Below are 6601 nucleotides of genomic sequence, written 5' to 3' on the forward strand. Positions count from 1 at the left end.
TCAAATATGAATACTGCCTCTCCCGGCCTGTTTTCATGACGACCGAGCAGATGACACTTCCATGAGTATTACCCTGATTTTCAACGGCAAACGTCGCCGCCGCCTGCACATTCCCCGTATCAGTCTGCTGGGAATGGGCGTATTGCTCTGTTCACTGGCGGGTGCCGGTAGTTGGGCTATATGGCAACACTGGCAGACCCGCATCGATACCCTCGAGCTGGCCCTGGATCTTGCCCAGAGCCAGGCCGAAGGTAGCGCCGAAGAGGCCTCCAAACAGCAATTGGCCATGCTGGCCGCCCAAGTGGGGACGATGCAAGCCCAGTTGGGTCGTCTTAATGCCCTCGGTGAGCGCCTCACCGAAGAAGCCGATCTTGATCCCGACGAGTTCAACTTTAACGAACTTCCTCCCATGGGAGGCCCTTCCTATGATCCTGATCTAGAAGTCGGTCTCAATGAACTGCAACAATCGATGCAGAATCTGAGCTATCAGCTCGGTAATCGTGAAGAACAGCTGGCTGTCCTTGAATCCTTCATGATGAATCACAATATTGCGGATAAGGGGCTCATCGATGGGGAGCCGGTGGCGGGTCGCCGTGCCTGGGTCTCTTCCGGGTTTGGTGGTCGGGTCGATCCGTTCAACGGCCGCGCCAAGATGCATAAGGGAATCGATTTTCGCGGCAAGGTGGGCACGCCCATCCTCGCCTCCGGGCCCGGCGTCGTGAGTTGGTCCGGTCGTCACCCCGAGTTTGGTATCATGGTCGAGATCAGCCACGGCAATGGGCTGGTCACCCGCTATGCGCACAATTCCAAGGCTTTGGTGCAGGTAGGCACCCTGGTCGACAAGGGGCAGAGGATCGCCCTGATGGGGCGCACCGGTCGTGCAACCGGTGTGCACCTGCATTACGAAGTGTTGAAAGATGGTCGTCAGGTCAACCCCTCCCGCTTCATGACGGTGCGTCGGGGTTAGTTTTTTCCTTTTGGTCTCCCTCTGGGGACACACAATAATCAGAAACAGTTGGTACACATGATCAGCACACTGCTAACCAAGATTATCGGCAGCCGCAATGACAGAACGCTCAAGGCGCTGCGCAAGATTGTCAAACAGATCAATGCGATGGAGCCGCAGTTCGAGGCCCTCTCCGATGCCGAACTGCAGGCCAAGACTGCCGAATACCGTCAGCGTCTTGAGCAGGGCGAAACCCTCGACCAGCTGTTGCCGGAAGCCTTCGCCACCGTGCGTGAAGCCTCCAAGCGCGTCTTCGGCATGCGCCATTTCGACGTGCAGCTGATCGGTGGCATGGTGCTTGATTCCAACCGCATCGCTGAGATGAAGACCGGTGAAGGTAAAACCCTGACGGCGACCCTGCCTGCCTACCTGAACGCCCTGACCGGCCGCGGCGTGCACGTGGTGACCGTGAACGACTATCTGGCCAAGCGTGACGCCGAGGCCAACCGCCCGCTGTTTGCCTTCCTGGGTATGACGGTGGCCTGTAACGTGCCGGGCATGGGGCCGGGTGAGAAGCGTGAAGCCTATGCTGCCGATATCACCTACGGTACCAACAACGAATTCGGTTTTGATTACCTGCGCGACAACATGGCGTTCTCGCCGGATCAGCGCGTGCAGCGTCCGCTCAACTACGCCCTGGTGGATGAGGTGGACTCGGTGCTCATCGATGAGGCCCGTACCCCGCTGATCATCTCCGGCCCTGCCGAAGACAGCTCCGAGCTCTATATCCGCGTCAACACGCTGATCCCCAAGCTGGTCAAGCAGGACAAGGAAGACACCGAGGAGTACACCGGTGATGGCCACTACACGGTGGACGAGAAGAACCGTCAGGCGCTGCTGACCGAAAACGGTCAGATCTTCGTCGAGGATCTGCTCAAGCAGGAGGGGCTGCTCGATGAGCATGACTCCCTGTTCTCTGCCGGCAACATCAGCCTGCTGCACCACGTCAATGCCGGCCTGCGTGCCCACACCCTGTTCGAGCGCAACGTCGACTATATCGTGCAAGAGGGCGAGATCGTCATCGTTGACGAGCATACCGGTCGTACCATGCCGGGTCGCCGCTGGTCCGACGGTCTGCATCAGGCGGTAGAAGCGAAAGAAGGGGTCAAGATCCAGAACGAAAACCAGACCCTGGCCTCCATCACCTTCCAGAACTACTTCCGTCTCTACGACAAGCTGGCCGGTATGACCGGTACTGCTGACACCGAGGCGTTCGAGTTCCGTCAGATTTACGGCCTCGACACCGTGGTCATTCCGACCAACAAGCCGATGCTGCGTAAAGACATGGGCGATCTGGTCTACCTGACCGCCAAGGAGAAGTATGGCGCCATCGTGCAGGACATCCGTGACTGTGTGAAGCGCGGTCAGCCGGTGCTGGTCGGTACTGTCTCTATCGAGAACTCCGAACTCATCTCCGGCATCCTCAAGAGCGAAGGGATTGCCCACCAGGTGTTGAACGCCAAGTTCCACGCCATGGAGGCCGAGATCGTGGCCCAGGCGGGCCAGCCTTCTGCCGTCACGATTGCCACCAACATGGCCGGTCGTGGTACCGACATCGTGCTCGGTGGCAACCTGCAATCTGAGCTTGCCAAGCTCGAGGAGCCGACTGACGAGCAGATCGCCACCGTCAAGGCCAATTGGCAGGTGCGGCACGATGCCGTGATCGCCGCGGGCGGCTTGCACATCATCGGTACCGAGCGCCACGAATCCCGCCGTATCGACAACCAGTTGCGCGGTCGTTCCGGTCGTCAGGGTGACCCTGGCTCCTCCCGTTTCTATCTCTCCATGGAAGACAGTCTGATGCGTATCTTCGCCTCCGACCGCGTCAGCGCCATGATGAAGAAGCTGGGGATGGAAGAGGGCGAAGCCATCGAGCACTCCTGGGTGACCAAGGCGATCGAAAATGCCCAGCGCAAGGTGGAAGGGCGTAACTTCGATATCCGTAAGAGCCTGCTCGAGTTTGATGACGTGGCCAACGACCAGCGTAAGGTGGTCTACGAACAGCGCAATGAGCTGCTCGACAGCGCCAACATCTCCGATACCATCCATGTCATCCGTGATGACGTCTACAACGGCATCATCGATGAGTACATCCCGCCCCAGTCGCTGGAAGAGATGTGGGATGTGCCGGGTCTGGAAGCCCGCCTGCGCAGCGATTTCGCCCTCGATCTGCCGCTGGTGAAGTGGCTGGAAGAGGATGACAAGCTCTACGAAGAGAAGCTGCGTGAGCGCATTCTGGCCGAGGCTGCCCAGGTTTACTCCCGTAAGGAGGAGTTGGTTGGCACCGATGTGCTGCGCAACTTCGAGAAGGCGGTGATGCTGCAGACCCTCGATGGTCTGTGGAAGGAGCACCTTGCGGCCATGGATTATCTGCGTCAAGGTATCCACCTGCGCGGTTATGCTCAGAAGAACCCCAAGCAGGAGTACAAGCGCGAATCCTTCGAGCTGTTTACCCAGATGCTGGAAAGCCTCAAGCGCGATGTGATCAGCGTGCTGAGCCGGGTTCAGGTGCAGGAGCGTGACGTCGAGACCATGGAGGAGCAGCAGCGCCAGCGTGCCGAGGCCGCAGCGCACACCTACTCTCACGCAGAGGCGGAAAATCAGCTGGCTGACGAGCAGGAAGGCAGCACCACCTTCGTGCGCGATGAGCAGAAGATCGGTCGCAACGACCCCTGCCCCTGCGGTTCAGGCAAGAAGTACAAGCATTGCCACGGTCAGCTGAGCTAAAAACTCGTTTGTACCGGTAGTGATGAGGCGGGCCTATGGCCCGCCTCGTTATGTTGAGGGATATGAAGATGGAAGAGAAAAAACGGGTCTGGGTGGCGGTCGGGGTCATCGAGAATGAGCGGGGCGAGATCTTCTTAGCCAAGCGCTCGGCCGAGCAACATCAAGGCGATCGCTGGGAGTTTCCCGGTGGTAAGGTGGAAACCGGGGAAGACCTGCTGGCGGCGCTCGATCGCGAGTTGTGGGAAGAGATCGGCATTCGTGTGCTCGACTGCTCCCCCTTCATGGAGCTGTGCCACGATTACCCCGACAAGTCGGTGCTGCTCGATATCTGGCGGGTGACCCGCTTCGAAGGGGAGCCTTACGGCAAGGAGGGTCAGGAGTGCCGCTGGGTGCCCCTTGCACACCTGCATGACTACCACTTCCCCGATGCCAATGCCCCCATAGTGCAACGTTTGCTGCAACGTGCGGTATAGCGCGTTGCAATGAAAAGAGGGCCGATGGGCCCTCTTTTCATTGCGGCATCATCACTGCCATTCATCGTCGCCGAAATCGGGCTGCACATCGGCCTGGGTACCCGGAATTCGCTTCTCTTCGCTGGCCCACTCACCCAGATCGATGAGCTGGCAACGCTTGCTACAGAAGGGGCGGAAGGGGCTTTGCGGGCCCCATTCGATCTCTTTTTGGCAGGTCGGACACTTGACCTTGGTGACCATATTTTCCTCCTTAACAGCAGGAGAGCTGGAATTTGACATCCCCAATGGGGTGCTCGCTGGCCGGCAGGAAACGCAGGGCAAAGCGGTTCTTGTGGCCACTTAAGGTCGGGTAGCAACCCTGGCCATGCTCCAGCTTGATGCGGATAAGCTCTGCGCCATCGGCCATGTCCTGATAGAAGCCGTTGACGGCAATCTTGTCACAGAAGGCGCCCGATTCACGCCACAGGCGCAGCAACTGGTGAATGGCCTCAATGATCAGGGCGATATCGTCCAACCAACCCTGCATCTGCGGGAGGCGCTGGCTGTGAGGAAGCGCTAGCCAGTGGTGCAGTTGCGGAACATCGAAGGCGCACAGGCCGCCGGGAATGGAGAAGCGCTGACGGATCGAGGTGAGCAGGCGATCTTCTTTTAGCTTGGCGCCGGGGCGGGGGGCGCTGAGCAGTTGACGAGAGAGCGCGATCAGCTCGGACTGCATCTGCTCTATCTGCTCGATGTCGGCTTCGGGCAGTGCGGCCCAGCGGCTCAAACGTTGGCTGAGGCGCTCGAGATCCTTGATGAGATCGGCACGCAGGTCGCCGCGATCGAGTAGTTCCTGAAGATCGAAGATGGCCTTGAAACAGGCGATATGCCCCCAGGGCAATTCAGTCTCGAGGTTGTCGCTGATCTGGGCAAACAGGGATTCCAGACGCAGGTAGGTCCGGCTTTTTTCATTAAGGGGGAAGTCGTAAATCATGCCTGTACCGAGCCAGTTAAAACACGCGCTAGTGTACCTATTGAGAGTGGGCTTGTTGAGTGGCAAATCGCAGATATGCCTCATGTAACCGCAAAATCTCGCGTTGCAGCGCTTCCGGGGTCTGATCCTGATTGCGGATCACGTCATCGGCGGCCGCCAGGCGCTCGGCGCGACTGGCCTGAGAGGCGAGAATGGCGCGCACCTGAGACGCGCTGACCTCATCCCGGCGACAGGTTCGCTCGATTTGCACCGCTTCATCCACATCGATGACCAGTACCCGGTTACCCAGCCCGGTCAGGTGGTTCTCGACCAGCAGCGGCACCACCAGCAGACAATAGGGGGAGCGGGTGGCGGCGCACTGGCGGATCATCTCTTCACGGATCAGAGGATGCAGCAGGGCGTTGAGCCAGGCCTTATCCTCTGGTTGGCGGAAGATCCGTTCGCGCAGTGCCCGGCGATCCAAGCTGCCGTCGGCCGCAATGATGGCCGGGCCGAAGTGTTCGGCAATGGCGGCCAGGGCAGGGGTCCCTGGCTCAACCACCTGGCGGGCGACCAGATCGGCATCGACCATCTCGACACCGAGTGCGTGGAAGTGGTTGGCAATGGTGGTTTTGCCGCTGCCGATGCCGCCAGTCAGGGCCACAACGTACATGGATGCTCCTCGTTACAACAGGGTACTGAGGTACCAGTTGTTGATGCGCTCTCCCCAGAGTAGGGCGACCCAGCCGGCCAGCGCCAGATAGGGACCAAAGGGGATCGGTTTACCCTGCTCATGACGGCGCAGCACGATGAGCAATATCCCCACCAGAGCCCCCAGCAGGGCAGAGAGCATCAGAATCAGCGGCAGCTTCTGCCACCCCAGGCAGGCGCCGAGCGCCGCCAGCAGTTTGAAGTCGCCATAGCCCATTCCCTCCTTGCCGGTGAGCAGCTTAAAAGCCCAATAGAGGCTCCATAGCAGCAGATAACCGGCTACGGCGCCGATCACCGCATCTTCCAGCGAGGCCAGGGTGCCGCCAAGGTTGATGAGCAGGCCGACCCACAACAGGGGAAGCGTCAGCTCATCGGGAAGCAGCATCTTGTCGAGATCGATAAGGGTCAGTGCAATCAGCATCCAGGTGATCAGCAGACCGGCCAGCAGTGGCAAGCCGGCGGGCAACTGCCACGCGACCAGGAGCGAGAGCAAGGCCGTGGTGGCCTCGACCATGGGATAACGTGGTGAGATGGGGGCCTGGCAGCCTCTGCAACGCCCGCGCAGGGCGAGCCAGCTGATGATGGGGATATTTTCGAGCGCCGTGATGGCATGGCCGCAGTGGGGACAAGCAGAGCGGGGGAGCATCAAATTAAAGCGGGGGAGGGAGGGGGCCTCCTGCTCGGGGTGAAAGTAGTCCTGATATTCGCTTTGCCACTGACGCTCCATCATGA

The 6601-nt window shown here is 59.6% G+C and carries 7 protein-coding genes; 3 read left to right on the forward strand and 4 right to left on the reverse strand.

The genetic code is table 11. From position 1 onward, the window contains the following. The first annotated feature begins 61 nt into the window (after nucleotides 1–61). From BN1134_RS04515 to mutT, 3 genes are all read left to right on the forward strand, one after another. A complete protein-coding gene (locus BN1134_RS04515; protein ID WP_042045472.1) occupies nucleotides 62–967 on the forward strand; it encodes a peptidoglycan DD-metalloendopeptidase family protein in 906 nt (301 codons plus the stop codon). Nucleotides 968–1024: 57 nt separating this feature from the next. Continuing rightward, nucleotides 1025–3733: a preprotein translocase subunit SecA gene (gene secA / locus BN1134_RS04520; protein WP_042045473.1), complete on the forward strand. Its 2709-nt coding sequence runs from the start codon at nucleotides 1025–1027 to the stop codon at nucleotides 3731–3733. A 68-nt stretch (nucleotides 3734–3801) separates the two neighbouring features. Beyond that, the gene (gene mutT / locus BN1134_RS04525) at nucleotides 3802–4206 is read left to right on the forward strand and encodes an 8-oxo-dGTP diphosphatase MutT (RefSeq protein WP_042045475.1); all 405 of its coding nucleotides are present in this window, start codon (nucleotides 3802–3804) and stop codon (nucleotides 4204–4206) included. A 51-nt stretch (nucleotides 4207–4257) separates the two neighbouring features. Here the strand turns inward: mutT and yacG are convergent, their stop codons facing one another. The 4 genes from yacG to BN1134_RS04545 form a co-directional block, all read right to left on the reverse strand. After that, on the reverse strand, nucleotides 4258–4446 hold the full coding sequence (gene yacG, locus BN1134_RS04530) for a DNA gyrase inhibitor YacG (protein ID WP_042045477.1): 189 nt from the start codon (nucleotides 4444–4446) through the stop codon (nucleotides 4258–4260). Nucleotides 4447–4456: 10 nt separating this feature from the next. Then, nucleotides 4457–5179 carry a cell division protein ZapD gene (gene zapD, locus BN1134_RS04535; protein ID WP_042045478.1) on the reverse strand — a complete coding sequence of 241 codons (723 nt, stop codon included), beginning with the start codon at nucleotides 5177–5179 and terminating at the stop codon, nucleotides 4457–4459. Nucleotides 5180–5216: 37 nt separating this feature from the next. After that, complete coding sequence (gene coaE, locus BN1134_RS04540; RefSeq protein WP_042045479.1) at nucleotides 5217–5831, reverse strand: dephospho-CoA kinase; 615 nt, start codon at nucleotides 5829–5831, stop codon at nucleotides 5217–5219. A 12-nt stretch (nucleotides 5832–5843) separates the two neighbouring features. Continuing rightward, nucleotides 5844–6601: prepilin peptidase (locus BN1134_RS04545; RefSeq protein ID WP_042045481.1), on the reverse strand; the 758-nt coding region annotated here is incomplete at its 5' end.

Origin of the sequence: Aeromonas simiae (assembly GCF_000820125.1) — a bacterium.
Classification (GTDB): domain Bacteria; phylum Pseudomonadota; class Gammaproteobacteria; order Enterobacterales; family Aeromonadaceae; genus Aeromonas; species Aeromonas simiae.

Bases quoted from the DNA above. Each gene is read 5' to 3' on its own strand.
- yacG (WP_042045477.1), bottom strand. From the start codon at position 4,446: ATGGTCACCAAGGTCAAGTGTCCGACCTGCCAAAAAGAGATCGAATGG.
- mutT (WP_042045475.1), top strand. From the start codon at position 3,802: ATGGAAGAGAAAAAACGGGTCTGGGTGGCGGTCGGGGTCATCGAGAAT.
- secA (WP_042045473.1), top strand. From the start codon at position 1,025: ATGATCAGCACACTGCTAACCAAGATTATCGGCAGCCGCAATGACAGA.
- BN1134_RS04515 (WP_042045472.1), top strand. From the start codon at position 62: ATGAGTATTACCCTGATTTTCAACGGCAAACGTCGCCGCCGCCTGCAC.
- coaE (WP_042045479.1), bottom strand. From the start codon at position 5,831: ATGTACGTTGTGGCCCTGACTGGCGGCATCGGCAGCGGCAAAACCACC.
- zapD (WP_042045478.1), bottom strand. From the start codon at position 5,179: ATGATTTACGACTTCCCCCTTAATGAAAAAAGCCGGACCTACCTGCGT.